The organism is Streptomyces corallincola, assembly GCF_019104725.1.
Lineage (GTDB): Bacteria > Actinomycetota > Actinomycetes > Streptomycetales > Streptomycetaceae > Streptomyces > Streptomyces corallincola.
The window spans coordinates 1-25,301 of the sequence record NZ_JAHRXF010000011.1; the positions used below are offsets into that span (position 1 = coordinate 1).

Annotated in this window: 24 protein-coding genes and 1 tRNA gene; 8 read left to right on the top strand and 17 right to left on the bottom strand. The window is 70.8% G+C overall.

The window, feature by feature from the left end; genetic code table 11:
- Window positions 1–251: 251 nt before the first annotated feature.
- The gene (locus KUM39_RS10205) at window positions 252–902 is read left to right on the top strand and encodes a GTP cyclohydrolase II (RefSeq protein WP_217785155.1); all 651 of its coding nucleotides are present in this window, start codon (window positions 252–254) and stop codon (window positions 900–902) included.
- Window positions 903–1,009: 107 nt separating this feature from the next.
- On the opposite strand, the gene KUM39_RS10210 is transcribed toward KUM39_RS10205, so the two are convergent.
- The gene (locus KUM39_RS10210) at window positions 1,010–1,540 is read right to left on the bottom strand and encodes a type III secretion system chaperone family protein (RefSeq protein WP_217785156.1); all 531 of its coding nucleotides are present in this window, start codon (window positions 1,538–1,540) and stop codon (window positions 1,010–1,012) included.
- Window positions 1,541–1,861: 321 nt separating this feature from the next.
- Window positions 1,862–4,486 (bottom strand): ATP-dependent chaperone ClpB, encoded by a 2,625-nt coding sequence (gene clpB, locus KUM39_RS10215; protein WP_217785157.1) that lies wholly within the window; start codon window positions 4,484–4,486, stop codon window positions 1,862–1,864.
- A 152-nt stretch (window positions 4,487–4,638) separates the two neighbouring features.
- On the opposite strand from clpB, the gene KUM39_RS10220 reads away from it, so the two are divergent.
- Window positions 4,639–5,052 carry a TIGR03618 family F420-dependent PPOX class oxidoreductase gene (locus KUM39_RS10220; RefSeq protein ID WP_217785158.1) on the top strand — a complete coding sequence of 138 codons (414 nt, stop codon included), beginning with the start codon at window positions 4,639–4,641 and terminating at the stop codon, window positions 5,050–5,052.
- Between the two features lie 146 nt (window positions 5,053–5,198).
- Here KUM39_RS10220 and KUM39_RS10225 read toward each other — a convergent pair whose 3' ends face one another.
- Window positions 5,199–5,534, bottom strand: a complete 336-nt coding sequence (locus KUM39_RS10225; protein WP_217785159.1) for a Rieske (2Fe-2S) protein — start codon at window positions 5,532–5,534, stop codon at window positions 5,199–5,201.
- Window positions 5,535–5,536: 2 nt separating this feature from the next.
- Complete coding sequence (locus tag KUM39_RS10230) at window positions 5,537–5,719, bottom strand: hypothetical protein (protein WP_217785274.1); 183 nt, start codon at window positions 5,717–5,719, stop codon at window positions 5,537–5,539.
- Between the two features lie 131 nt (window positions 5,720–5,850).
- Between KUM39_RS10230 and KUM39_RS10235 the strand changes: the two genes are divergently transcribed.
- Complete coding sequence (locus tag KUM39_RS10235; RefSeq protein ID WP_217785160.1) at window positions 5,851–6,837, top strand: helix-turn-helix transcriptional regulator; 987 nt, start codon at window positions 5,851–5,853, stop codon at window positions 6,835–6,837.
- A 105-nt stretch (window positions 6,838–6,942) separates the two neighbouring features.
- On the opposite strand, the gene KUM39_RS10240 is transcribed toward KUM39_RS10235, so the two are convergent.
- The 7 genes from KUM39_RS10240 to KUM39_RS10270 all read right to left on the bottom strand — a co-directional run bounded on the left by KUM39_RS10240 (window position 6,943) and on the right by KUM39_RS10270 (window position 14,932).
- Window positions 6,943–7,962 (bottom strand): helix-turn-helix transcriptional regulator, encoded by a 1,020-nt coding sequence (locus KUM39_RS10240; RefSeq protein ID WP_217785161.1) that lies wholly within the window; start codon window positions 7,960–7,962, stop codon window positions 6,943–6,945.
- A gap of 136 nt (window positions 7,963–8,098) precedes the next feature.
- Window positions 8,099–9,205, bottom strand: coding sequence for a substrate-binding domain-containing protein (locus tag KUM39_RS10245; RefSeq protein ID WP_217785162.1), 1,107 nt, complete (start codon window positions 9,203–9,205; stop codon window positions 8,099–8,101).
- Between the two features lie 282 nt (window positions 9,206–9,487).
- On the bottom strand, window positions 9,488–9,949 hold the full coding sequence (locus tag KUM39_RS10250) for a heat shock protein transcriptional repressor HspR (RefSeq protein ID WP_217785163.1): 462 nt from the start codon (window positions 9,947–9,949) through the stop codon (window positions 9,488–9,490).
- A gap of 7 nt (window positions 9,950–9,956) precedes the next feature.
- Window positions 9,957–11,144: a molecular chaperone DnaJ gene (gene dnaJ, locus KUM39_RS10255; protein WP_217785164.1), complete on the bottom strand. Its 1,188-nt coding sequence runs from the start codon at window positions 11,142–11,144 to the stop codon at window positions 9,957–9,959.
- Window positions 11,145–11,180: 36 nt separating this feature from the next.
- Complete coding sequence (gene grpE / locus KUM39_RS10260; RefSeq protein WP_217785165.1) at window positions 11,181–11,843, bottom strand: nucleotide exchange factor GrpE; 663 nt, start codon at window positions 11,841–11,843, stop codon at window positions 11,181–11,183.
- Window positions 11,840–13,687 (bottom strand): molecular chaperone DnaK, encoded by a 1,848-nt coding sequence (gene dnaK / locus KUM39_RS10265; RefSeq protein ID WP_217785166.1) that lies wholly within the window; start codon window positions 13,685–13,687, stop codon window positions 11,840–11,842. Before dnaK ends, grpE begins: the two co-directional genes overlap by 4 nt.
- Before the next feature lie 93 nt (window positions 13,688–13,780).
- The gene (locus tag KUM39_RS10270) at window positions 13,781–14,932 is read right to left on the bottom strand and encodes an MraY family glycosyltransferase (RefSeq protein ID WP_217785167.1); all 1,152 of its coding nucleotides are present in this window, start codon (window positions 14,930–14,932) and stop codon (window positions 13,781–13,783) included.
- Window positions 14,933–15,253: 321 nt separating this feature from the next.
- Between KUM39_RS10270 and KUM39_RS10275 the strand changes: the two genes are divergently transcribed.
- Window positions 15,254–17,548 carry a (Fe-S)-binding protein gene (locus tag KUM39_RS10275; RefSeq protein WP_217785168.1) on the top strand — a complete coding sequence of 765 codons (2,295 nt, stop codon included), beginning with the start codon at window positions 15,254–15,256 and terminating at the stop codon, window positions 17,546–17,548.
- Between the two features lie 105 nt (window positions 17,549–17,653).
- Here KUM39_RS10275 and KUM39_RS10280 read toward each other — a convergent pair whose 3' ends face one another.
- Complete coding sequence (locus KUM39_RS10280) at window positions 17,654–18,082, bottom strand: antibiotic biosynthesis monooxygenase family protein (protein ID WP_217785169.1); 429 nt, start codon at window positions 18,080–18,082, stop codon at window positions 17,654–17,656.
- Between the two features lie 265 nt (window positions 18,083–18,347).
- On the opposite strand from KUM39_RS10280, the gene KUM39_RS10285 reads away from it, so the two are divergent.
- Window positions 18,348–19,832 (top strand): FG-GAP and VCBS repeat-containing protein, encoded by a 1,485-nt coding sequence (locus KUM39_RS10285; protein WP_217785170.1) that lies wholly within the window; start codon window positions 18,348–18,350, stop codon window positions 19,830–19,832.
- Between the two features lie 70 nt (window positions 19,833–19,902).
- On the top strand, window positions 19,903–20,946 hold the full coding sequence (locus KUM39_RS10290; protein ID WP_217785171.1) for a Yip1 family protein: 1,044 nt from the start codon (window positions 19,903–19,905) through the stop codon (window positions 20,944–20,946).
- 138 nt (window positions 20,947–21,084) lie between these two features.
- Here the strand turns inward: KUM39_RS10290 and dcd are convergent, their stop codons facing one another.
- Window positions 21,085–21,660, bottom strand: a complete 576-nt coding sequence (dcd, locus tag KUM39_RS10295) for a dCTP deaminase (RefSeq protein ID WP_217785172.1) — start codon at window positions 21,658–21,660, stop codon at window positions 21,085–21,087.
- Window positions 21,661–21,755: 95 nt separating this feature from the next.
- Window positions 21,756–21,914: a hypothetical protein gene (locus KUM39_RS10300; RefSeq protein WP_217785173.1), complete on the bottom strand. Its 159-nt coding sequence runs from the start codon at window positions 21,912–21,914 to the stop codon at window positions 21,756–21,758.
- Window positions 21,915–22,222: 308 nt separating this feature from the next.
- On the opposite strand from KUM39_RS10300, the gene KUM39_RS10305 reads away from it, so the two are divergent.
- A tRNA-Gly gene (locus KUM39_RS10305) sits at window positions 22,223–22,296 on the top strand.
- A 61-nt stretch (window positions 22,297–22,357) separates the two neighbouring features.
- On the opposite strand, the gene KUM39_RS10310 is transcribed toward KUM39_RS10305, so the two are convergent.
- The 3 genes from KUM39_RS10310 to KUM39_RS10320 form a co-directional block, all read right to left on the bottom strand.
- Window positions 22,358–22,738 carry a molybdenum ABC transporter substrate-binding protein gene (locus KUM39_RS10310; RefSeq protein WP_217785174.1) on the bottom strand — a complete coding sequence of 127 codons (381 nt, stop codon included), beginning with the start codon at window positions 22,736–22,738 and terminating at the stop codon, window positions 22,358–22,360.
- Between the two features lie 55 nt (window positions 22,739–22,793).
- Entirely contained in the window at window positions 22,794–23,564 is a 771-nt protein-coding gene (locus KUM39_RS10315; RefSeq protein WP_217785175.1) for a nucleotidyl cyclase domain-containing protein, read from the bottom strand.
- Between the two features lie 143 nt (window positions 23,565–23,707).
- On the bottom strand, window positions 23,708–24,403 hold the full coding sequence (locus tag KUM39_RS10320) for a hypothetical protein (RefSeq protein WP_217785176.1): 696 nt from the start codon (window positions 24,401–24,403) through the stop codon (window positions 23,708–23,710).
- Between the two features lie 122 nt (window positions 24,404–24,525).
- Here KUM39_RS10320 and KUM39_RS10325 point away from each other — a divergent pair, with 122 nt between their 5' ends.
- Complete coding sequence (locus KUM39_RS10325; RefSeq protein ID WP_217785177.1) at window positions 24,526–25,218, top strand: Crp/Fnr family transcriptional regulator; 693 nt, start codon at window positions 24,526–24,528, stop codon at window positions 25,216–25,218.
- Window positions 25,219–25,301: the final 83 nt, after the last annotated feature.

The following is a 25,301-nucleotide window of genomic DNA, read 5'->3' on the forward strand; positions in this document are numbered from 1 at the left end:
GGAGGGGGGGAGAGGGGGGGGGGGGGGGGGAGGGGGGGAGCGGGGGAGGGGGGGGGTGAGGGTGCCAGGGGGTGCCGGGGTTGGGGTGAACGGCGTGGGGCGGGCTGCGGGCGGTCTTGAACTTCGTTGCTTTAACTTTGAAGCATGAGCTAGGGTCGAGTCTCCGAGTTGCTGCTTCAAAACTGAAGCAGTAGCAGAGGCGCGAGCCGACGGGCAGGCACCGTCCGGCAGCCACTGATCCGGAGGCCCGCATGTCCGACATCCCCGCCACGACGATCCGCTCCCGCGTCCGTGTGCCGCTGCGCTTCGGCGACGGGTACGGCGTGGACGCCGAGCTGGTCACCTTCCACGGGCTGACCGACGGGCAGGAGCATGTCGCGGTGGTGCTGGGCGAGCCCGGCGCGGGCGCGGTGCCGCTGGTGCGGCTGCACTCGGAGTGCCTGACCGGGGACGTGTTCGGCTCGGCCCGCTGCGACTGCGGCCCGCAGTTGCGGGAGGCGGTGGAGCGGATAGCGGAGCGCGGGGGCGTCCTGCTGTACCTGCGTCAGGAGGGCCGCGGCATCGGCCTCTACAACAAGCTCGACGCGTACGCCCTCCAGGACCAGGGTCTCGACACCTACGCGGCGAACACCGCCCTGGGCCTCCCGGAGGACGCCCGCGACTACACCTCGGCCGCCCAGATGCTGACCGCCCTCGGCATCACGGACCTGGACCTCCTGTCCAACAACCCCGACAAGTCGGCCCAGTTGACCCGCCACGCCATCACCGTCCGCCACCACGTCCCCACCGGCGTCTTCACCACGGCCCACAACGTCCACTACCTGCGGGCCAAGGTCACCCAGACCCAGCACACGCTGCCGCTGGGCGAGTTGGAGCAGACGGACATACCGGCGGCGGGCTGAGTCCGTACACGCGAAAGGTCCGGGGCGACGCGCGTGGTGCGCGTCGCCCCGGACCTTTCGCGTGGTTCAGCGGGGCCGGGCCCCGGAACGCCGTGCGGAGGAGAAGGTCACTCCTCGTCGTCGCCCGGCTGCTCCGTGCCGTCCACGTCCTCTTCCAGGCCGAGCTGTTCGATCAGCCAGCGGTCGAACTCGATGGCGGCGCGGACCCAGCTCACGGTGGAGGAGACGAAGTGGTTGAGGTCCACGCCCGTACCGATGAGGAGCTGGGCCTCGCCGATGAGGCGGACCGTGCCGTCGTCGTGGGTGTGCGTGTAGACCTTGGGCCACAGGGTGCGGCGGTTCCAGTCGTCGATCGCTTCGAGGAGCTGCGGCTTCTCCTCGATCTGGTGCGGGCGGTCGTAGAAGGTCCGCACCGAGAAGACGGCCTGCTCGGCCTCTCCGCGGAACATGAAGTAGGTGCGGAACTGCTCCCACGGAGCGGCGAGGTCACCCTCCTCGTCGAGGACGTACTTGAGCTCCATCTGGTCGAGGAGCTGCTTCACCAGGTCCTGGTCCGGGACGACGGGGCCGGCCGGTCCCTGGGACTGGGGTTCGGGCTGGCCCCCGAAGTTCGGAATCGAGGACGGGTCGATGCTCACCGTGATTTTCCCTTCATACGGATTCCGCCATCCTCCCTCATGCGGGGAGGGGGGTGGCAAGCCCCGGCGCGGCCTGTCAGCCTACGGCTGACACGATCCGGGCGCCCGGCGCGGGGCCCGGTGGGGGGCGAAGCGGGCGGCGGTGGCGAACCGGGGCGGAACGGCACGGTCCGGCGGGTGCGCGGTGGGCGCTCGGCGGGGTGGCGGTGGGCGCGCGGTGGGGTGGCTGGTCCTGCTGACCTGCGGGGTGGCGGCGGCCGACCGTCACCCGTGCCGAAGCGTCCGGCCACCCCATAGCCCCATAGCCCCACCGCCCCACCGTCAGAGCGTCTCCGCCGTCTTCGTCATCCTCACCGTCCCGCCCGCCGCCGGTCCCACCAGCAGACCGTCCTCGAAGCGGTCCACGCGGACCGTGTCGCCGTCCTTGACCTCGCCGGAGAGGATCTCGCGGGCCAGCCGGTCGCCGATGGCCGTCTGCACCAGGCGGCGCAGGGGCCGGGCGCCGTACGCCGGGTCCATGCCCTCCTCCGCGAGCCAGGCCAGCGCGTCCGGGGTGACGTCGAGGGTGAGGCGCCGCTCGGCCAGGCGCCGGGCGAGGGCGTCGATCTGGAGCCGGGCGATCCGGGCCAGCTCCTCCTGGCTGAGCGCGGAGAACACCACGAGGTCGTCCAGCCGGTTCAGGAACTCCGGCTTGAAGGACGCCCGGACGGCACCCAGCACCCGTTCCCGCTTCTCCGCCTCGCCCGCCACCGGGTCCACCAGGAACTGGCTGCCCAGGTTGGAGGTGAGCACCAGGATGGTGTTGCGGAAGTCCACGGTGCGGCCCTGGCCGTCGGTGAGGCGGCCGTCGTCCAGCACCTGGAGCAGGACGTCGAAGACCTCGGGGTGCGCCTTCTCCACCTCGTCCAGCAGCACCACGGTGTACGGGCGCCGCCGCACCGCCTCGGTGAGCTGGCCGCCCTCCTCGTAGCCGACGTAGCCGGGAGGGGCGCCGACCAGGCGGGCGACGCTGTGCTTCTCGCCGTACTCCGACATGTCGATGCGGACCATCGCCCGCTCGTCGTCGAAGAGGAAGTCCGCGAGCGCCTTGGCGAGTTCGGTCTTGCCGACACCGGTCGGGCCGAGGAAGAGGAAGGAGCCGGTGGGCCGGTCGGGGTCCGCGATCCCGGCGCGGGAACGGCGCACCGCGTCGGAGACCGCGCGGACCGCCTCGGTCTGCCCGATCAGGCGGCGGCCCAGCTCCTCCTCCATGCGCAGCAGCTTCTGCGTCTCGCCCTCCATGAGGCGGCCCGCCGGGATGCCGGTCCAGGCGGCGACCACGTCCGCGATGTCGTCGGAGCCGACCTCCTCCTTGACCATCGTGTCGCGGGCGGCCTCCTCCTCGGCCGCGGAGGCGGCCTCCAGTTCCTTCTCCAGCTCGGGGATCTCGCCGTACAGCAGCTTCGAGGCGGTGTCGAAGTCGCCGTCCCGCTGGGCGCGTTCGGCCTGGCCGCGCACCTCGTCCAGGCGCTCCTTCAGCTCACCGACGCGGTTGAGGGACTGCTTCTCCTTCTCCCAGCGGGCGGTGAGACCGCGCAGCTCCTCCTCCTTGTCGGCGAGGTCGCGGCGCAGCCGCTCCAGGCGGTCGCGGGAGGCGGGGTCGGTCTCCTTGCCGATCGCCAGCTCCTCCATCTTCAGCCGGTCCACGGCCCGCTGGAGTTCGTCGATCTCCACGGGCGAGGAGTCGATCTCCATGCGCAGCCGGGACGCGGCCTCGTCCACGAGGTCGATCGCCTTGTCGGGCAGGAAGCGGGAGGTGATGTACCGGTCGGACAGGCTCGCGGCGGCGACCAGCGCGCTGTCCGCGATCTGCACCTTGTGGTGGGCCTCGTACCGCCCCTTGAGCCCGCGCAGGATGGCGACGGTGTCCTCGACGGTGGGCTCCGCGACCAGCACCTGCTGGAAGCGGCGTTCCAGCGCCGGGTCCTTCTCGATCCGCTCGCGGTACTCGTCCAGCGTGGTGGCACCGACCATGCGCAGTTCGCCGCGGGCCAGCATCGGCTTCAGCATGTTGCCCGCGTCCATCGCGGAGTCGCCGCCCGCGCCCGCGCCGACCACGGTGTGCAGCTCGTCGATGAAGGTGATGATCTGCCCGTCGGAGTCCTTGATCTCCGCCAGGACCGTCTTCAGCCGCTCCTCGAACTCGCCCCGGTACTTCGCGCCCGCGACCATCGCGCCCAGGTCCAGCGAGACCAGCCGCTTGTTCTTCAGCGACTCGGGGACGTCGCCCTTGACGATGCGCTGGGCCAGGCCCTCCACGACGGCGGTCTTGCCGACGCCGGGCTCGCCGATGAGCACCGGGTTGTTCTTGGTGCGGCGGCTGAGCACCTGCACCACACGCCGGATCTCCTGGTCCCGGCCGATGACCGGGTCGAGGCGGCCCTCGCGGGCGGCGGCGGTGAAGTCGGTGCCGAACTTCTCCAGGGCCTTGTACTGCCCCTCGGGATCGGCGGTGGTCACTCGGCGTCCTCCCCTGGCCTTCCTGAAGGCCGCGTCCAGCTTCTTGGCGTCCGCCCCCTGGCGGGTGAGCACCTCACCGGCCGCGCCGCCCTTGGCGGCGACGGCGATCAGCAGATGCTCGGTGGACAGATACTCATCGCCGAGCGCCTCGGCGCGCTCGGTGGCGTCCGCGATGACGGCCAGCAGCTCGCGGTTCGGCTGCGGCGGCGCGACCGTGGAACCGGTCACGCTGGGCAGGCCGGACAGCACCCGCTCGGCACCCTCGCGCACGGCGGCGAGGTCGGCCTCGACGGCGGCGAGCAGGTCGGTGATGTTCTCGTTGTCCTGCCCCGCGAGCAGCGCGAGCAGCAGATGGGCGGGCGTGAGATCGGGATGCCCCTCGGCCACGGCACGCTTGCTCGCCGCGTTGATCGCGTCCCGGCTCCTGTTGGTCAGCTCTGCGTCCACGTTCGCGTTCTCCTCCTCGGCCCCGACGGTTCCACCGACTCCCCGGCTCCACCACTGACTTAACAAGCATACGCAAAGTTGAGTCTATTCCACTCAAGGTACCCCCCGTTCTCCTGCTGGGGAAAACCCCCGAAGGAGCTAAATTCGCCCTCATGAGCACGTACTCCCAGAACCCGGCCGCGCCGGACGAGCCCTACCTCGCCTTCTGGCGGGAACGCCACCTCTGCACGCTGACCACGCTGCGCGCCGACGGCAGCCCGCACGTGGTGCCGGTGGGGGTGACCTACGACCCGGAAGCGGGACTCGCGCGGGTCATCACCAGCCGCACCAGCGCGAAGGCCGTCCACGTACGGGCGGCCGGGGAGACGGGGGCGCGGGTGGCGGTCTGCCAGGTGGACGGCAGACGCTGGGCCACCCTGGAGGGCCGGGCGCGGGTGCGCGCCGAGCGGGAGCGGGTCGCGGAGGCGGAACGCAGATACACCGAGCGCTATCAGCGGGTGCCCGCGGAGAACCCGCTGCGGATCGTGATCGAGATCGAGGTGGACCGGGCTCTCGGCCGGGGCTGACCGCTCATCGGGTTTCGGCCACCCTGCGCATCACCCGCAAGCGGCCGAAACCGGCGCAAACGCGAGCGGCGTCACCGTGTTCAGGTCACGGTGACGCCGCTGCGGGGGGAAGCGCCTGAGCGATCTTTTACGACGGGGGAATCGCGTCAGGCACTGCGGGGGGTGGCTGAAATGGTTCGTACATCCGAGATCTCCGGATCTGCCAGCCGGTGATCACGTTGGTCCAGGTTGACGAAGATCATGCCGTAGCGCACGGCACACCGGACGGGCTGGGGCGCGCCGCGCGGCTTGCGCAGGCACCGGTAGGCCCGTACGTCCTCGTCGTCGTCGCGGGTGACGACGACCGGCTCACCGAAGACCGTCACCATCAACGAGTCACCACTGTGGGGGATGGCGGTGACCAGATCGATGAAGTGCCAGCCCGAGCGGTAGGCGGTGGCCATCTCGCGTCGGAAGGAGCGGTCGTCCGGAGGGGTAGTCATGGTCAGTCCCAGACGCTGTCGTCCACGCGTTCCGGAAGAACCACGCCGACGGCCGACGCCGCGACCCGGGCGCCGCCCGCACCGTGACCACTGTTCTGCGCCCCCGAGAAGCCGGCCAGCGCGCCCACGGCCACAACGGCGGAGAAGGCGGCTACCAGCACCGAGCGAAGCAATCTCTTTCGCATAGTCGGCTTCGTCCTCACTTCAAATCTCCTCATTCCCCCGACGAGTAAGACGATGGCTCATTCGGACACATCATGACCACACGATCGGTGCATCATGTTCCTGCACGTTCAGGACCCTGGGGGGTGGAGATTTGACAACAAATGGGACTAAGACGGCACATCCCCATGCGGTGACCGATCTGTGTGGTGAAGGTAACCGTCTCTACGCCACGGCGCTGCGTACCGGACGTGTCGCCCGTGAGGAGGCCGAGGCCGCCCCCTGCCTCATGGAGTTCGCCCTTCTGCACCCCGATCCCGACGACCCGGAGTGGCTGCGCCCGGTGCCGCCCTCGGTGGCGCTCGCGCGGCGTCTGCATCCGCTGGAGCGGGAGATCAGCGAGCGCCGCCGCACCTCGGTGGAGCTGGCGGAGGCGTTCGAGCCCTTCCTCGCGCTCAGCGCCCAGGACAGCACGCCCACCCACTCGATGACCGTCCTGGAGGGCCTGGACCGCATCAACGCGGCCCTTGACCTGGCGACGAGCCAGTGCCAGAGCGAGATGCTGACCGTGCAGCCGATGGGCGGACGCCGGTCCGAACAGCGGCTGATCGAGGGCCTGGAGCGCGACAAGCCCCTCATCGACCGGGGCGTGCGCATCCGCACCCTCTACCAGCACACCGCCCGCTACAACCCCGAGCGCATGGCGTACGTGGACCAGTTCGCCAACGGCAAGGTCGAGTACCGCACCATCGACGAACTCGTGGAGCGGCTGATCATCTGCGACGGCTCGGTGGCCTTCATCCCGATCCGGGACGACCGCCAGGTCGCGCTGGAACTGCGCCACCCCGGCCTGGTCGCCTACCTGACCAAGGTCTTCGAGTTCATGTGGAACCGCGCGGTCCCGCTGCACGCGGGCGCCCCCTACGAGACCGCGCCGGACGGCATCACCGACATCCAGCACTCCATCGCCAAGCTGCTGATCGAGGGCTATGTGGACGAGGCCATCGCCCGTCGGCTGGGCATGAACGTCCGCACCTGCCGGGCCCACATCGCCAAGCTCGCCCAGGTGCTGGGCAGCGGAAGCCGGGCCCAGCTCGGCTTCCTGATCGCGCAGTCGGGGATACTCAAGCAGGAACGCTGACGGCCCCGCACCGGTCCACTCGCAAGGGACCTCACCCCCCGCACACCCCCCGCGTACGCCCCCAGAGGTCCCGTGCGCGCCCCTCAGTGTGTGCTGGGCGCCCTTTCAGCCCACCCGCTGCACCGGCGGGGCCGGTGGGCGGGCCGGGCCGTCCAGGCCGACCTGGGCGATGCGGACGCCCAGTTGGGTGCGGCTGGCCGCGCCCAGGGTCTCGGAGAGCCGGGCGATGTGCGCGCGGCAGGTGCGCACGCTGATGCCGAGGCGCTCGGCGATGACCGCGTCCTGGTGGCCCTCCGCGAGCAGCGCGGCGATGGCGCGTTCGCGGTGCGAGATGCCCTCGATGCCGGTGTCCGGGAGCGGCGCGGTGAGCGGCAGGGCGAGCCGCCAGAGCCGCTCGAACACCGTGACCAGATACGCGACCAGCGCCGGGTGCCGCAGTTCCAGGGCCATCGTGCGCTCGGTGTTGGCCGGGATGATGGCGACCGTGCGGTCGAAGAGGATGAGCCGGTCGATGACCTCGTCCAGGGTGCGGGCCTCGACGGTGTCGCCCATCAGCTCCAGGTAGTTGAGCAGCCCCTGTCCGTGCCGGGCGACGTGCGTGTAGAGGTCCCGCATGCGGACGCCCCGGCCGCGCAGGGCCAGCGCGCGGTGCAGGCCCTCGGTGAGTTCCGCCTCGCGCCGGATGCCGCCGGGCTGCACGGTGAGCACCTCGGTGGTGCACGCCTCGGTCGCCTCGTCCATCGCGGCCTGGATGCGGGACAGCCCGTCCAGCACGCGGATCGCGGTGCCCTCGCCGGGCGCGGGGGCGGCGGCGAGGTCGCGGCCGAGTCCCGCGTACCGGTCGAACGCGGCGACCGCCGAGCCCACCCGGAGCCGGCTCTCGCTGACCTCGTCGTAGACCCCGCGCAGCAGCCGGGCCATCACCTCCTGCGGGGAGGTCGGCACCAGCCAGTCCATGTCGTCGGGGTCGGGGTGCAGCAGGGCCAGCTCCAGCAGGCAGGGCACCGGCCCGGCGTCGGTGCGGGGCACCCGGCCCCGGCGCACGGCACGGGCGTACACCCGGTCACCGGCTCCGCACAGCCGGTCGGCACCGTGCGGATGCTCCTCGGTCCCGTGCCCGGACATCGCCCGTTCCACCCCCGGCTAGCTGCCACTTCCGCAGCGCAACTATGCGCGGCCGGAACCGGGTCCGCAACACGGTTGGGTCCCTATGCGAGGGGGTGCGGGGGCGGTGCGGGGGTGGACCGGGGGCGGCGCGGGGCTACTTCAGGCCCGCCGCCGCGCAGGCCGCGTGGTACTTCGCGGTGCAGATGTCGGCCACGGTGTAGATGTCGTCGGCGATGACGGTGTCCTTGATGCGGTCCTTGGTCAGGGCGCTGACCTGCACCAGCTTCGCCGGGATGTTCTTGTCGGTGGGGCTGTTCACGTGGTCCTGGGTGAGCGCGTCGAACTGGATGTCCTTGCCCTGCACCTTGGTGACGGCCATCTGCGCCGCCGCCTCGGCCTCGTCGGGGTACGACTTGTAGACGCTCATGTACTGCTCGCCGGTGAGCACCCGGCGCACCGCGTCGAGCTCGGCGTCCTGGCCGGTGATCGGGGGGAGCTTGGTGACACCGGCCGCCTCCAGGGCGTTGATGACGCCGCCCGCCATGCCGTCGTTCGCGGAGTAGACGGCGGCGATGTTGTCCTTGCCGATGCTGGCGATGGCGTCGGCCATCTCCTGCTGGGCGATCTCCGGCTTCCAGTCCTTGGTGTCGTAGCTCTTGGCGATGGTCACCTTGCCGTTCAGCTCCGACAGCGCGCCCTCCTTGAACTGGCGGGCGTTGGGGTCGGTGGGCGAGCCGTTGATCATGACGATCTTGTCGGAACTGTCCACGCCCGAGCCCAGCGCCTCCAGCAGCGTCCGGGCCTGCACCTCGCCGACGAGGTCGTTGTCGAAGGAGATGTACGCGTCGATGGGACCCTCGGCGAGCCGGTCGTAGGCGATGACCGGGATGCCGGCCGCCTTGGCCTTCCGCACCTCGCCCGCGATGGCGTGCGCGTCCACCGCGTCCAGCAGGATGACGTCCACCCTGTCGGCGATCATCTTGCGCATCTGGTCGCCCTGGCGCGCGGCGTTCGCGTCGGCGTTGGCGTACTCGACCCGGCCCTTCTTGTCGGTGAGCTGCGCGACCTGGTTCTTGATGATCGGGTAGTCGAACTTGTCGTACCGGGTGTTCGCCTTCTCCGGCAGCAGCAGACCGACCGTCACGTCGTCGCCCTTGGTCGGACTCGCGCTCGCACCACCGCCCACGCCGTCCAGCACGCCGCATCCGGCGAGCGAGAGGATCATCGTGGACGTGACCACGGATATGGCGATACGACGCATTCGAGTGCTCACTTCAGGTGCGATCGGGACGTGCGTGCCGCTTTGCGGCCCAGGTGACTGAAAAGCCAACGCGGGACGGACACCCCGCGTCAAGGAGTACCGCTTAACGAGTCCGCAACACCCTGGCGCGCCGATCCTGTGAAGATCGCGCGTAACTCTCCCCTAACCGCATCTACAGACCCTTCGAAGAAGGGCAGTTGATCCACGCGCCGGTGGCCGCACACGGGAACGGGCCCGCGGACGTGGATACGTCCGCGGGCCCGCCGTGCTCCTGGGAGACGGTCAGTCGCCCTGTTTCTGCTGCCGCTTGGGGCGCCAGACCACCAACGCGCTGGTCTGCTGCACCTCCTGGTACGGCACCAGGTCCCGGCGGTACGAGGCGTGCACCGCCGCCTCGCGCTGCCGCATCGTGGCCGCCGCGCCGTCCAGCGCGTCCTGGAGTTCGGCGACGCGCGCCTGGAGCGCGGCCACCTGGTTCTCCAGGTCGATGATCCGCTTCACACCGGCCAGGTTCACGCCCTCGTCCTGCGACAGCTGCTGCACTTGGCGGAGCAGTTCGATGTCACGGGCCGAGTAGCGACGGCCGCGCCCGGCCGTGCGGTCGGGCGAGACCAGGCCGAGCCGGTCGTACTGGCGCAGGGTCTGCGGATGCAGTCCGGAGAGCTGGGCCGCCACCGAGATGACGTAGACCGGTGTCTCCTCGGTGAGTTCGTACGGGTTGCGCCGACGGCCAGATGTGTCCATAGGGCACTCATTCTCCCTTCGCGGCCTCGAACAGCTCCGCCCGCGGGTCCTCGTCCGCGGTCGCCTCGCGGTACGCCTGGAGCGCTTCACGAGCCTTCCCCGACAGGTCCGCCGGGACACGTACCTCCACGGTGACCAGCAGATCGCCGCGGGTGCCGTCCTTGCGGACCGCGCCCCTGCCCCGCGCCCGCATGGTGCGGCCGTTGGGCGTGCCGGGCGGCAGCTTCAGGGTGACCGGCGAACCGCCCAGGGTGGGCACCCGGACCTCACCGCCGAGCGCGGCCTCGGTGAAGGTGACCGGCACGGTGACCGTCAGGTTGTCGTCCCTGCGGCCGAAGACCGGGTGGTCCCCGACGTGCACGGCGACGTAGAGGTCGCCCGCCGGGCCGCCGCGCTCACCGGGGGCTCCCTTGCCGCGCAGCCGGATGCGCTGCCCGTCGGTGACGCCCGCCGGGATGCGCACCTGCATGGTCCGGGAGGACTTGGCGCGCCCGCTGCCGTTGCACTCCATGCAGGGGTGCTCGGCGATCAGGCCGCGGCCCTTGCAGTCCGGGCACGGGTCGGTCAGCGAGAAACCGCCGCCCGAGCCGCGCGCGACCTGCCCGGTGCCGACACAGGTCGGGCACACGCGGGGCGTGCCGTTCTTGTCGCCGGTGCCCGAACACGCCTTGCAGGGCGCCTGGGAGGACATCCGGAGCGGCACCGTGGCACCCTCGATGGCCTCGGTGAAGCTGAGCGTCACCTCGGACTCGATGTCCTGGCCGCGCCGGGGCTGCGTACGGGGGCCGCCCGTCGCGCCGCCCCGGTTGAACAGGCCGCCGAACACGTCGCCCAGCCCGCCGCCGAAGCCGCCCGCGGTCTGCGCGCCGCCGCCTTGGGCGCCCCCGAAGAGGTCGCCCAGGTCGAAGTTGAACGAGCCGCCGCCCGCCGTGCCGGGACCGGGGCGGAAGCCGCCGTTCCCGAACAGCGCGCGCGCCTCGTCGTACTCCTTGCGCTTCTTGGCGTCACCGAGGATGTCGTTCGCCTCGGAGATCTCCTTGAAGCGCTCCTCGGCCTTGGCGTTGCCCTTGTTGGCGTCCGGGTGGAACTCGCGGGCGAGCTTCCGGTACGCCTTCTTGATCTCCGCCTCGGTCGCGTCCTTGGGGACGCCGAGGACCTTGTAGTAGTCCTTCTCGATGAAGTCCTTGGTGCTCATGCCCGGCGTCCCTCCTCACGGTGATCGATGACCGGTTCAGCCCTCGTCGGGGCCACCGCTCTCCTTGTCGTCGGCCGCGGCCGGTTCCCCGGCCTCCTCGGCACCCTCGGCCTTGGCGGCCTGCGCGCCGGGCTGCGGCTCGGCGACGGCCACCCGCGCGGGGCGGATGGTGCGTTCACCGATGCGGTAGCCGGGCTGGAGGATCGCCACGCAGGTGGTCTCGGTGACGTCCGGCGCGTAGCTGTGCATCAGGGCCTCGTGGATGGTCGGGTCGAAGGGCTCGCCCTCCTTGCCGAACTGCATCAGGCCCATCTTGGCCGCCACGGTCTCCAGCGACTCGGCGACCGACTTGAAGCCGCCGACCAGCTCACCGTGTTCCCGCGCGCGCCCGATGTCGTCGAGCACCGGCAGGAGTTCGGTCAGCAGGTTCGCGATGGCGACCTCCTTGACCGCGACCCGGTCGCGCTCGACGCGGCGGCGGTAGTTCTGGTACTCGGCCTGGAGCCGCTGGAGGTCCGCCGTGCGCTCGCCGAGCGCCGTGCGCACCTGGTCCAGCTGGGCCACCAGGCCCGCGTCTGCTGCTCCGTCCCCGGCCGGGGCCGCCTCCTTCTCGGAGGCGGCCTGCGGCTCGGCGTCGTCGGGGGCCGCGCCGGAGGGGACGTCGGGCTTCTCCTCGAAGCCCGGGGTCTCCTCCGTCACGCGGCACCGTCCTTACGGTCCTCGTCCACGATCTCGGCGTCCACGACGTCGTCGTCGGCCTTGGCCTGACCGGCGCCGGGCTCACCGGCACCGCCCGCGGCCTGGGCCGCCTGCGCGTCGGCGTACATGGCCTGGCCGAGCTTCTGCGAGACGGCGGCGACCTTCTCGGTGGCGGTGCGGATCTCCGCGGAGTCCTCGCCCTTGAGCTTCTCCTTCAGCTCCGCGACGGCCTCCTCCACCTCCGTCTTGACCTCGCCGGGGACCTTGTCCTCGTTGTCCTTGAGGAACTTCTCCGTCTGGTAGACGAGCTGCTCGCCCTGGTTGCGGGTCTCGGCGGCCTCGCGGCGGCGGTGGTCCTCCTCCGCGTACTGCTCGGCCTCCTGGCGCATGCGATCGACCTCGTCCTTCGGCAGCGAGGAGCCGCCGGTGACGGTCATCTTCTGCTCCTTGCCCGTGCCCAGGTCCTTCGCGGTCACGTGCATGATGCCGTTGGCGTCGATGTCGAAGGAGACCTCGATCTGCGGGACCCCGCGCGGGGCCGGCGGCAGACCGGTCAGCTCGAACATCCCGAGCTTCTTGTTGTACGCCGCGATCTCGCGCTCGCCCTGGTAGACCTGGATCTGCACGGACGGCTGGTTGTCCTCGGCCGTGGTGAAGATCTCGGAGCGCTTGGTCGGGATCGTGGTGTTGCGCTCGATCAGCTTGGTCATGATGCCGCCCTTGGTCTCGATACCGAGGGACAGCGGGGTGACGTCGAGCAGCAGGACGTCCTTGACCTCGCCCTTGAGGACACCGGCCTGGAGCGAGGCGCCGATGGCGACGACCTCGTCCGGGTTGACGCCCTTGTTGGCCTCCTTGCCACCGGTCAGCTCCTTGACGAGCTCGGCGACGGCAGGCATACGGGTCGAACCGCCGACGAGGACCACGTGGTCGATCTCGCCGAGCTGGATGCCCGCGTCCTTGATGACGTTGTGGAACGGCGTCTTGCAGCGCTCCAGGAGGTCTGCGGTGAGCTGCTGGAACTGGGCGCGGGTGAGCTTCTCGTCCAGGTGCAGCGGGCCCTCGGCGGACGCCGTGATGTACGGCAGGTTGATCGAGGTCTCCGTGGAGGAGGACAGCTCGATCTTGGCCTTCTCGGCGGCCTCGCGGAGGCGCTGGAGGGCCATCTTGTCCTTGGACAGGTCCACGCCGTGGCCGGACTGGAACTGCTTGACCAGGAAGTCCACGACGCGCTGGTCCCAGTCGTCGCCGCCGAGGTGGTTGTCACCGTTGGTGGCCTTCACCTCGACGACGCCGTCACCGATCTCCAGCAGGGACACGTCGAAGGTGCCGCCGCCGAGGTCGAAGACGAGGATCGTCTGGTCGTCCTTGTCGAGACCGTAGGCGAGCGCCGCCGCCGTGGGCTCGTTCACGATGCGCAGGACGTTCAGACCAGCGATCTCGCCGGCCTCCTTCGTCGCCTGGCGCTCGGAGTCGTTGAAGTAGGCGGGGACCGTGATGACCGCGTCGGTCACCTTCTCGCCCAGGTAGGACTCGGCGTCCCGCTTGAGCTTCTGCAGGATGAAGGCGCTCATCTGCTGCGGGTTGAAGCTCTTGCCGTCGAGCTCGATCTTCCAGTCCGTGCCCATGTGGCGCTTGACCGAGCGGATGGTCCGGTCCACGTTCGTGACCGCCTGGCGCTTGGCGACCTCGCCGACGAGCACCTCACCGTTCTTGGCGAAGGCGACGACGGACGGCGTGGTCCGGGCACCCTCGGCGTTGGTGATGACGGTGGGCTCGCCGCCCTCCAGAACGCTGACGACCGAGTTGGTCGTGCCCAGGTCGATGCCGACCGCACGTGCCATGTTGATGCCTCCAGAAGACTTGAGTGGAACTGGCTCAAGTGTGCACGAGGAGGGCCGCGCGGTCAACAGACATGAGTCACAAGGACTCAAGTCTTATCCGTTCCTTACACGCAAGGGCCCGCTGACCTGCGGCGACACGGCCTGCGCCGACACGGTACGAGCAGCGGCCGTACGGACGGCCACCCCGCGCCCCACCTGCGCGGAAGCCCGCCCCATCTGGGTTGACGCCCGCCCCATCCGGGTGGACGTGCCCCCCACCTGAGTGGCCACGCCCCTGCGGGACGCCTGCCCCGGGAACTTCAGCAGTACCAGTACGGCGAGTACGGCGGCGCCCGCGACCCACAGCACGGCCGCGTCCCCGGTCCATCCGGCGTGCACCAGCACCCCGACCAGCACCGCCGAGAAGGACGCGGCGCCGAGCAGGACGACCCCGCCCTGCGGGGTGAGCCCGAGCCTGCGCAGCCGGTGCGCCAGGTGGTCGGGGCCGCGCCGCAGCAGCGGACGGCGCCCGGTCGCGCGGGCCAGGACGACGAGCAGCACGTCGGCCCCGGCCACCGCGCCCAGGCAGAGCAGCACGCCCGCGGTGGGCGCGAGGCCGTACCCGGCGCGGGTGAAGACAGCCGCCGACGACAGCAGGAAGCCGGTGAACAGCGCCCCGCAGGCGCCCATGCCCACGCGCGCGGGATGCCAGTTGTGCATCAGGAACCCGGTGAGCGCGGCGGCGAAGACGCTCAGCAGTACCGCGAGCCCGTCCATCAGTTCGGCGGCGGCGCAGGCGCCCACCCCGAACGCGGTGACCACCCCGATGGTCCCGGCGAGCCCGTCGGCGTGGTCGAGCCCCTTGAAGGCGAGGGAGGCGAAGACGATCCAGCCGACGGCCAGCAGCCCGCCGCCGACGCCCGTCTCGTCGTACGGCACCACGCAGGCCGCCGCGACGGCCGTACCGGCGGTGAGCACCCGGCCGCGCAGCCGCCAGACGTCCGCGACCAGGCCGAGCGCGGCGACGGCGGCACCGGCGGCCAGCAGCCGCCCGACGCCGTCGCCGAGCGGCGCGACCTTCGTCCACTGCCCGGCCCAGGCGACCAGGCAGGTGACGGCGACGACGGCCGCCCCGCCGAGCAGCGGCAGCGGACGGCGGCACCGCCGGTCGATGATTCCCGCGCGCAGCGCGGGCACCCGGAGCACCGCCGCGAGGACGGCGGTGAGGAGGAGGGCGGCGCTGGCCGCGGCGATCCCGTAGAGCACGGCCCCACGGTAGGCGCGAAAGTGACGAATATGGATGAATAACACGATCCGATTGCATGCCGGATCGAATGGACAGGGGTGCGCCCGATGCCGCAGGGGTGCCCCGGGGACGCCGTACGGGTCCACGGGGGACGCCGTACGGGTGTGCCGGGCGACGCTGTACGGGTGCACCGGGCGGTCCGCCGGAGGGAAGGGCGCGCTCCGCGACCCAGATCACCCCGCCCCCGGCTGCGTCGGAACGGAAGATGGGGGTAGTCTCAGACGGACTGCATAAGTTACTGCTTAGTAATATGCTTATCGAGGCCGCCCCGGGAGCCCCCAATGCAACTCGCCGCGATCATCGTGTCGCTGATCCTGATCGTGGTCGGCGTGGCACTCTTCGGCCGCGCCCTCCTCCAGCTGTTCCACTTCATGCGGCTGGGCCAGGCGGTGCCGGCCGGGACCCGCACCGACAACCCGTACCAGCGCACCGTGACCGTGGTCCGCGAGTTCCTGGGGCACACCCGGATGAACCGCTGGGGTGTCGTCGGCGTCGCCCACTGGTTCGTCGCGGTCGGCTTCTTCACGCTGCTGCTGACGATCGTCAACGCCATCGGCCAGCTGTTCAAGGCCGACTGGCTGCTGCCCGTGCTGGGCGAGTGGGCGCCGTACAACGTCTACGTCGAGTTCATCGGCACCATGACGATCGTCGGCATCCTGGTGCTCATCGCCGTACGGCAGCTCAGCAAGCCGGACAAGCCCGGCCGCAAGTCGCGGTTCGCCGGGTCCAACTTCGGCCAGGCGTACTTCGTGGAGACGGTCATCCTGATCGTCGGTGTCTGCATCTTCATGCTGCACGCCCTGGAGGGCGCCCAGCACGACGTGAGCGGCTACGAGGCGTCGTTCTTCATCTCCTACCCGGTGCTCTCCTGGCTGCGCGGGATGGACACCTCCACGCTGCAGAACCTCACGTACCTGTTCGCCGGGGTGAAGATCGCCACCTCGTTCATCTGGATGATCGTGGTCGGCCTGAAGACCGACATGGGCGTGGCCTGGCACCGCTTCCTGGCCTTCCCGAACATCTGGTTCAAGCGCAACGCGCGCGGTGAGGTCGCGCTCGGCGCGCTGCTGCCCATGACCTCCGGTGGCAAGGCGATCGACTTCACCGACCCCGGCGACGACGACACCTTCGGCGTCTCCCAGGTCGAGCAGTTCTCCTGGAAGGGCCTGCTGGACTTCTCCACCTGCACCGAGTGCGGCCGTTGCCAGTCGCAGTGCCCCGCGTGGAACACCGGCAAGCCGCTCTCACCCAAGCTGCTGATCATGTCGCTGCGCGACCACGCGCATGCCAAGGCGCCGTATCTGCTCGCGGGCGGCGGCAAGACCGTGGAGGGCGACGAGAAGGCCACCGAGGAGCAGCTGGCGGGCGTGCCCGCGGCCGCGCTCGCCGAGGCCGAGCGCCCGCTGATCGGCACCGCCGAGGAGAACGGCGTCATCGACCCGGACGTGCTGTGGTCCTGCACCACCTGCGGCGCCTGTGTCGAGCAGTGCCCGGTGGACATCGAGCACGTGGACCACATCGTGGACATGCGCCGCTACCAGGTGATGATCGAGTCGGCGTTCCCGTCCGAGGCGGGCACGATGCTCAAGAACCTGGAGAAGAAGGGCAACCCCTGGGGTCTGGCCAAGAAGCAGCGGCTGGAGTGGACCAAGGAGGTCGATTTCGAGGTCCCGGTCGTCGGCAGGGACATCGAGGACCTGACCGAGGTCGAGTACCTCTACTGGGTGGGCTGCGCGGGCGCCCTGGAGGACCGCGCCAAGAAGACCACCAAGGCGTTCGCGGAACTGCTGCACATGGCGGGCGTCTCGTTCGCCATCATGGGCGGCGACGAGAAGTGCACCGGTGACTCCGCCCGCCGCCTGGGCAACGAGCCGCTGTTCCAGGAGCTCGGCATGGAGAACGTCGCCGCGCTGAACATGGCGTTCGGCGAGGAGACCGACGACGAGGGCAAGGTGCTGCCCGAGTCCGCCAAGCCGAAGTCGGCCAAGAAGATCGTCGCCACCTGCCCGCACTGCCTCAACACCCTCGGCAACGAGTACCCGCAGCTCGGCGGCGACTACGAGGTCATCCACCACACCCAGCTGCTCCAGCACCTGGTGGACGAGGGCAAGCTCGTCCCGGTCACCCCGGTCGAGGGCCTCATCACGTACCACGACCCCTGCTACCTGGGCCGCCACAACAAGATCTACTCGCCGCCGCGCGAGATCATCGGCAAGGTCCCCGGTCTGCGCAACGAGGAGATGCACCGCCACAAGGAGCGCGGCTTCTGCTGCGGCGCGGGCGGCGCGCGGATGTGGATGGAGGAGCGGATCGGCAAGCGCATCAACAACGAGCGCGTGGACGAGGCCCTCTCCCTGAACCCCGACATCGTCTCCACCGCCTGCCCGTTCTGCCTGGTCATGCTGACCGACTCGGTCAACGGCAAGAAGAACGAGGGCAAGGCCCGGGAGTCCGTCCAGGTCGTGGACGTGGCCCAGCTGCTGCTGGAGTCCGTGAAGACCCCGGTGACCGACGACGAGCCCCCGGCGGGCACGTCGGACTCGGAGGCGGCGCCGGAACCGGAGCCGGTGAAGTGACGCTGCGCTGAGTGCGCGCAAGGGCCCCCGGTTTCCGCGACGGAAACCGGGGGCTTAGTCGTGCGCGGGGTTCCAAACGCGCGCGGGTGTTCCCGAAGGGGTGATTCAGGCGTCCTGGGCCGGGGCCTGCGCCTGCGCCTGCTCGGCGACCTCGAAGGACCACAGGGTGGAACCGGTGGCGGCGGGCTTCGGCCGCTCCCCACCCTGCCCCGCGGGACCGCCGTGCCCCGCAGGACCACCCTGCCCCGCAGGACCACCCTGCCCCGCAGGACCGCCCTGCCCCGCGGGACCGCCCTCCCCGCCGCCCGCGTGCGCGGCGCGTGCCGGGCCGTCCCGCCACGCCTCGAAGGCCGCCTCGTCGCGCCAGCGGGTGTAGACGAGGTACTGGTCGGTGCCCTCCACCGGCCGCAGCAGCTCGAACCACTCGAACCCGTCGGTGTCCGCCAGGGTGTGCGTCCGCGCGGCGAACCTCTTCTCCAGCACCTCCCGCTGCTCGGCGGGAACGGTCAGCACATTGATCTTCACTACGCTCATGCCTCCATCGTGCGCCCCCGGCCCACCGGCCGCCCCACCAGCCCCCGCCGGCGCCCGACCGCAACTCCCGTACTCCGAGCACCCCTTCACCGGGTGTCCACGCCGAAAAAACACCGAACTCACGTACAACCCTCACGCATCCGTACGGGTCTCCTGTTCGCCGCCCGTCCGGTGAACCGCGGGACAACTCGTGGCGAAGCCGGGCGGACGCACCCCATCCACTGCGGGCGCCCACGGGCGGGCCCGCATGGCGCAGGAGAGATGCATGCACGCAAAGCGTCGGCTCGCCACCGCGGCGGCCACCGCGGTCGCGCTCACGGGCGGTCTGCTCACGTTCGCCGCCGTCCCGGCGACCGCCGCCGACTCGGTCCGGGTCACCAAGGCCGACTTCAACGGCGACGGCATCGGCGACATCGCCACCGAGGCCGCCCTGGCCACCGTGAGCGGCCACAAGGAGGCCGGCCAGGTCGTCGTCCTGTACGGCGCCAAGGGCACCGGTGTGTCGTCCGCCAAGCACACCACGCTCAGCCAGAACACCGCCGGTGTCCCCGGCACCTCCGAGGCCGGGGACCACTTCGGCTCGACCCTGGCCTACGCCGACTTCAACGGCGACGGCTTCGACGACCTCGCCGTCGGCACGCCCCGCGAGAAGGTCGGCGACGACGTCAACGGCGGCGACGTCTCCATCCTCTGGGGCTCCAGGAGCGGCCTGACCGGCAAGGGCGTGGACATCCCCGACCCGGCGCCCAGCTCGCACGACTTCTGGGGCAAGAACCTCGCCGCGGGCGACTTCGACGGCGACGGCCGGGCCGACCTCGTCGTCGGCAGCTCCACCGCCACGCTGTACCTGTACAAGGGCGGCATCAGCAGCACCGGCACCGCGGGCAGCCGTACCACCGTCAAGCCGCCGATCATGAGCGGCACCAACGACTACCCCAACGGCCCGCTGAACCTCACCGCCGGTGACGTCAACGGCGACGGCCGCACCGACCTCGTGGTGGACGGCTTCGAGACGAAGACGCAGTACGGCTGGAACACCAACTACTGGCTGCCCGGCAGCGCGACCGGCCTCAGCGGCTCGACCGCGCAGACGCTCAGGCCCGGCAACATCACCGCCATCGGCGACATCAACGGCGACGGCTACGGCGACATCGTCAGCGGCTCCAACTGGGACTCCAAGCTGGACGACGGCACCCCGATCCCGGACTCCTCCGACGGCGGCCGGGTGAACATCACCTACGGGTCCGCCTCCGGGCCCGCGTCCACCGCCTCCGTCAACCAGAACACCGGCAACGTGCCCGGCACCTCGGAGAAGGGCGACGAATTCGGCTACGAGCTGGACCTCGGGGACATCAACGGCGACGGCTTCCAGGACCTCGTCGTCTCCACGCCGTACGAGGACATCGACGGCGTCAACGACACCGGCATGGTGACCGTGCTGTACGGCTCCGCGTCCGGCGTGAACACCGCCTCCGGCGCCCAGTCCTTCGCCCAGAGCAGCGCGGGCGTGCCCGGCAACGACGAGAAGGGCGACCTGTTCGGCGCCGAGGTCAAGCTCGACGACGTCAACGGCGACGGCAGGGCGGACCTGGTCGTCGGCTCGTACGAGAACGCCGGGGACGGCTCGATGACGTACCTGCCGTCCAACGGTTCGAAGATCACGACGACCGGCACCCGCGCCTTCGGCCCGGCCGACGTCGGCGTCTCCACCGCGGGCACGCCGGACTTCGGCGTCGTGGACGCGGACTGATCCCCTACGGGACCGGACCGGGGTAACCCGGAAAGATCCCGGAAACGCGCTGCTGACGAACCCTTGAGGGATGTCACAGGTCGGCAGCAATGGCGGGCCCGGAACCCCGGTCCGGGCCCGCACCCCGTGCGGAGCGGGTACGTTCGGAAACGTGGCTGGATTCAGGATGGGACGCGGGAGCCGGGACAGCCGGCCCCCTCAGGGACAGCAGGCTCCGCAGGGGCGGCAGGGGCCGTACGGACACGGGCCCGGTGCCGGGCAGCCCGGCGGGCCGTCGTACGGCCGCCCGGCGGCGCCCCGCCCGTCGTACCCCCAGCAGCCCGGCCGGCCGGGACACCCCTACGGGCAGCAGCCGGGACACCCTTACGGGCAGGCGGGAGGCCCCGCCCCGGACGGGCCCGAGTACTTCGGCGACGGCGCGGGCCACGCCCCGCACGCCCCCCACTCCGCGCACGACCCCTACGCGGCGAACCAGGCGGGCCACACCACGGCGTTCTCCGTGGACGAGGCGGCCGGATACACCCAGGGCGCGACGTACCACGCGGGCTCGGCCGCACCGGCCGGTCCGTCCGGCCCGCCGCTGCACTGGAAGGACCTGCTGCGGGGCGTGATCCTCTCCCCCGACCAGACCTTCCTGCGCATGCGGGACTACACGATGTGGGCCCCGGCCCTGATCGTCACCTTCCTCTACGGCCTGCTCGCCGTGTTCGGCTTCGACGGCGCCCGCGCGGACGCGATCAACGCGACGCTGTCGAACGCCGTGCCGATCGTGCTGATCACGGCCGTGGCGATGGTGCTGAGCGCGTTCGTGCTGGGCGTGGTCACGCACACGCTGGCCCGCCAGCTCGGCGGTGACGGCGCCTGGCAGCCCACGGTCGGCCTGTCGATGCTCATCACGTCGCTCACCGACGCGCCCCGCCTGGTCTTCGCCATGTTCTTCGGCGGCGACGCGGGCTTCGTCCAGATCCTCGGCTGGGCCACCTGGATCGCCGCAGGCGCCCTGCTCACCCTGATGGTCTCCCGCTCCCACGACCTCCCCTGGCCGAAGGCGCTGGGCGCGTCCGCGATCCAGCTGGTGGCGCTGCTGTCGATCGTGAAGCTGGGGACGTTCTAGGGGGCGCTCCGGGCTCGTGAGGGTTTTCCCAGGGGCGTTCCGGGCGCTTCCGGGGGGCGTGCGGCGCGCTTCAGGCGCCGGGGACCTGCCCGTCCGGGCGCACGCCGCCCTCGTACGTCGGGTTCCCGCGCAGGCCGCTCACACCTGGGTTCGGTGGAAGTTCAGGAAGGACCGCGAGGGGGTGGGCCCGCGCTGGCCCTGGTACCGGGAGCCGTACCGCTCGCTGCCGTACGGGAACTCGGCCGGTGAGGAGAGCCGGAACATGCAGAGCTGGCCGATCTTCATACCGGGCCACAGTTTGATCGGCAGCGTGGCGAGGTTCGACAGCTCCAGCGTGACGTGGCCGCTGAAACCGGGGTCGATGAATCCGGCGGTGGAGTGGGTGACCAGACCCAGGCGGCCCAGCGAGCTCTTGCCCTCCAGGCGGGACGCAAGGTCGTCGGGGAGCGAGATCACCTCGTACGTGGAGGCGAGCACGAACTCACCGGGGTGCAGGATGAACGGATCGTCCCCGTCCGGCTCCACCAGCCGGGTCAGATCGACCTGCTCGGCGGCGGGGTCGATGTGCGGGTACCGGTGGTTCTCGAACACCCGGAAGTACCGGTCCAGCCGGACGTCGATGCTCGACGGCTGCACCATCGATTCGTCATAGGGATCGATCCGGACCCGCCCGGCGTCGATCTCGGCCCGGATGTCCTTGTCTGAGAGAAGCACGCCCCGAGGATACGCACGGCGCGCGGAGCCAGAACAATCGTGACGACTCCGCGCGCGGGGGTGCGAGTGCGGGCGGGTGGTGCGAGTGGGCGGTGCTACTGCTTCTGCAGCACGACGGGTACGGCGCTGCGGAGGCGAGCGCAGCGCGGGCAGCGCACGAGGCGGCCGGGGCCGAGGCGCTCGGCCTGCTGCATCGGGAACGACGTGGTGCTGAAGACGTGCCCGTCCGCGCAGCGGACGACGGTGCGGTCCATCAAATCCCTCAAGTCCCTTCCCCAAGACCTGTGTCCGGGGCATCCGCCCCGGCGACAAAAGGGCACATTACGGGATGCGGGAGACGACTCTCCAGGCGGCACTCCGACCCCACCGCCCCCGACCCGGAGAGCCCCACGCTACGCCCAACTGACCCCCCGGGCACGGCCGTCCCACCCCCCGGACCACACAGTCCCCCCACCCCGCGCGTCACCCGCCCCCGGCCCGCGTCCGGGCACCGGGGGTCCACGATGGGGTACAGTGAGCGAGCGTTTTGGATCCGGGTCCCCGACCTCGGCATCCTTACTACGCGGGTGTAGTTTAATGGTAGAACATCAGCTTCCCAAGCTGAGAGCGCGAGTTCGATTCTCGTCACCCGCTCCAGATGGAAACCCCAGGCCAGTGGCCTGGGGTTTTTTTGTCGGGGTGGGGGCGGCCGGGGTGGTCAGTCTGTCGGGGTGGTGCGGCCGATGCCGAGGGGGTGGCCGCAGAGGGTGGCCGTCTGGCGGGTGGCGTTCATGAGTTCGTTCATGTCGGTCTCGTCGGAGTCGGAGATGTCGTCGAGCTGCCTGGCGTCGGCGGAGAGGTCTTCGGGGCCCTCGTAGCGGTCCGCCTTGTCGGCGAGGGTGCCGGCGGCCCAGAAGACCGGGTTGCCGATCACCGCGCCGATGCCCACGACCCGCCCGCTCAGGCTGTCGTAGGCGTCGCAGACCTCCTTGCGGTCGGTCGGACCCGTCGCGCAGGAGGTGGCGGTCAGGGCGAGGAGGGCGACCGCCGCGGTGGCGAGGGCGGTGCGCCGGAGGTACGAGGTCGGGCGGTAGGTCATTCGGTTCGTCCTCACTGGTCGTCTCTCGGCTCAAGGGCGGCGGCCCCGGCGGCACTCAGCGCCCGCCGCGCCACCAGGGCCCGCGTCCGCGTCCGGTGTCGAGGTGGGTGTCGCCGCCGCTGATCACCGAATTCCGCACCCGGTTGTCGCGGCCCGCCGTCATGGACACGCCTCGGGTGCCGCCGCCGTCCCGCTCCCGTTCCGCCGCCGTCGCGGCCTCGGCGATCCGCCGGGCGCACGGGTCGTCCCCGGCCACGTGCAGCCAGGCGCGGGCGCTGGTCTCCTTGACCCGGACGGGTACGGAGTGGAACGTCGCCGGATCGACGCCGGGCAGACCGGCCCGTACGGCGGAGTCGTGCACCGCGTCCGACACCAGCAGCGCGGTGTCGGACGCGGCCTCGTCCAGCGCCTGTCGCAGGGCCTCGCCCTCGCAGAGCCGGAAGACATGGTTGACGGCGTTCCCCGCGTACCCGTGGGCGTCGGTGTGCACGGACCCGGCGTGCACCGCCATCCGCAGCCGGAGCAGCGGATCGCTGCGGCGGCGCTGCCCCAGCCGCTGTTCCAGCCGGGGCAGCACCTCGGTGAAGAGGGCGTGGGTCAGCGCGGCGTGCCGCATCACGACCAGGACGGCGTCGCCCCGGTCCTCGTGGTCACAGAGCCGCCAGAGTTCCTCGGTGAACGCGGCGCGCAGTTCACCGTTCAAGTCCTCGCGGCTGCGCAGCTGTTCGCGGTCGCTGCGGGTGCTGAAGCCCTTGATGTCGGCGAGGAGGAGTTGGGTGTGTTCGGGGTGGCGGGGGTGGTCGGTGCGGTCCGGGTGGTCGGGCATGCCGGTACGGCCTCTCTGGTCGGGTGGGACACCGGGGGCGTCGGCGCCGGGGGAACCGGCCCGCCGCCCCCGTGGCGGACAGCGGCGAACAGCGCGGTGAGGGACGGCGGCGAAGGGCGACGGGGTGCGGCGGACAGCCGCCCTCACCCGGGCGGCAACGAGAAGGGGCCGCACTTCGCCTGCCCGTTGCGGGCGTCCACCAGGGACAGGAAGACCCCGGTCTTGCAGAGCTTGAGCAGTCCGTACTCCGAGGAGGCGAGCTGCCAGCGGCCACCGGTCCACGTCAGATCGACGTAGCCCTGGTTCTTGCCCTGCCAGCTGAGTCGCGTCCGCGCGCCGGTGGCGGTCTTCTCCGGTTCGCCGAGGCCGATGTCGCCGGTCTGCTTCCGGTACGTGTCGGACTTGGCGCCGAAGGCGGAGGACATGTACCGGGCGCAGTCCGAGTCGCCCGGCTGTACGAGGTCGCACCAGGCGGCGGGGTCGGCGACGCGCTCGGCGACACGGATCTGCTCCATCGTGTGGCGTGCTCCGGTGAGGCCCGCCTCGCTGACGACGGAGGTATCGACCGCGCTCCCCTCCGCCCCCACCACGGCGGAGCCGCCCCAGACGAGGCACACCACGACGGCCAGCCCGGCGCCGGTCGCCGTCAGGGGGTTCGCCAGGGCCCACTTCTTGATCCTGTTGACGGTGATGGTGGCGTCGCCGCCGACCAGGATCGAGTCCCTGACGTTGTTGTTGCCGCCCGCCTGGAAGATGTTCCGCCCGTCGCGCGCGTTCTGACGCCGGCGTTCGCCGGGTCCCTGAGCGGGGTTCGACCTGGGTTCCTGCTGTCCGGACATCTGTCACACCTGTCTGTTCATGTGCTCAATGACGACATGACAGCAGGGCAGAGCGAGTCGTATCGCGGCAGTTGTTGCATTGCGGGGGCGGAACTCACTGTGTACTGGGCACACTTCGGAGCGTGACGAACGTGACGTTCTGGAACACACTCGACGAGGACGAACGCGAGGCCATGCGCAAGGCGGGCCGGGAGCCGCGGCTCCCGTTCCAGCCCGGAGACCAGATTCTCCGGCAGGGGGACGACAGGCCGGACCGGACGGCGCTGATCATCAGCGGCCGGTGCCGGGTCCTCTGGAACGGCGGCAAGGGACGCACCACGTATCTGGGCACCCGCCGGGACGGTGATCTGATCGGGGAGATGGCCGTGTTGGACGGCGGTACCCGGAACGCGACCGTACGGGCGCTCACCGAGACCTACGTCCGCTGGTGGGCACGCGAGGCGTTCGACGAACTGCTCACCGGCCACCCCCGGATCATGCGCAAGCTGCTGACGTCGGTGACCGGGCGGCTGAAGGAGGCGGACCAGCAGCAGATCGCTCTCGCCTCCGCCTCGCCCGGCCTGCGGGTCGCCCATCTGCTGCTGCGGCTCGCCGACGCGGAGGGGGTGGGCCGCGACGGGGGCGTGGAGATCAGGGAGCTGACGCGGCAGGACCTCGGGAACTGGACGGGGATGGGCCGGGACGCGGCCACCCGGTGCGTGACCCGGTTGCAGGATCTGGGCCTGCTCGGTGACACCTCGAAGAACCGGCGCCGGATCGTGATCCTGGACCTGAAGGGGCTGCGGCGGCTCGTGTCCGGCCCGCCGGACGGCTGAGCACGGCTGGCCCCTCGCGCCTGTGAAGTCCCCCGTACGCGGAAGCCGGTACGGCCCTCGGTGGGTCGTACCGGCTCCGTGCG